General features: G+C 58.8%; 1 rRNA gene. It reads right to left on the minus strand.

What is annotated here, in order from left to right:
* Positions 1 to 882: ribosomal RNA gene (locus tag SM755_RS23300) — 16S ribosomal RNA — on the minus strand; the annotation flags it as partial.

Consider the following 882-nt stretch of genomic DNA (forward strand, 5'->3'; position numbering starts at 1 on the left):
GTCACTGCACACTGTCGATGCTGGTGAGATGTCCGGCGTTGAGTCCAATTAAACCGCAGGCTCCTCCGGTTGTAGTGCTCCCCCGCCAATTCCTTTAAGTTTCATCCTTGCGGACGTACTTCCCAGGCGGTCTGCTTCACGGCTTCCCTACGGCACAACACAGGCTCGTAGCCTGTGTCACACCTAGCAGACATCGTTTACAGCTCGGACTACCCGGGTATCTAATCCGGTTCGTGACCCGAGCTTTCGTCCCTCACCGTCGGATCCGTCTTCCAGAGGCGCTTTCGCCACCGGTGGTCCGTCCAGGATTACGGGATTTCACTCCTACCCCAGACGTACCCCTCTGGTCTTCCGGTCCCAAGCCAGGCAGTTTCCACCGGACGCCTGCGCGTTAGGCGCGCAGATTTCCCGATGAACTTGTCTGGCCAGCTACGGACGCTTTAGGCCCAATAACAGCGGTCATCACTTGTGCTGCCGGTATTACCGCGGCGGCTGGCACCGGTCTTGCCCAGCACTTGTTCCTCGACCTCCCTACGGTCGAGAAAAGCGAGGACTATATGCCCTCGCACCTGGAGTCCCCTTATCGCACTCGCGTGCAGTGTAAAGGTTTCGCGCCTGCTGCGCCCCGTAGGGCCCGGTATCTTGTCTCAGATACCGTCTCCGGGCTCTTGCTCTCACAACCCGTACCGATTACTGGCACGGTGGGCCGTTACCCCACCGTCTACCTAATCGGCCGCAGCCACATCCTATAGCGCCGGAGCGTTTCACGCTCTCGCCACTCCAGGCTGAAAGCGTTATTCCGGATTAGCCTCAGTTTCCCGAGGTTGGCCGGATCTATAGGGTAGTTTGGCCACGTGTTACTGAGCTATCTGCCACGAGTCT

Source organism: Natrialba sp. PRR66 (genome assembly GCF_034808065.1).
In the GTDB taxonomy this organism is placed as follows: Archaea; Halobacteriota; Halobacteria; order Halobacteriales; family Natrialbaceae; genus Natrialba; species Natrialba aegyptia.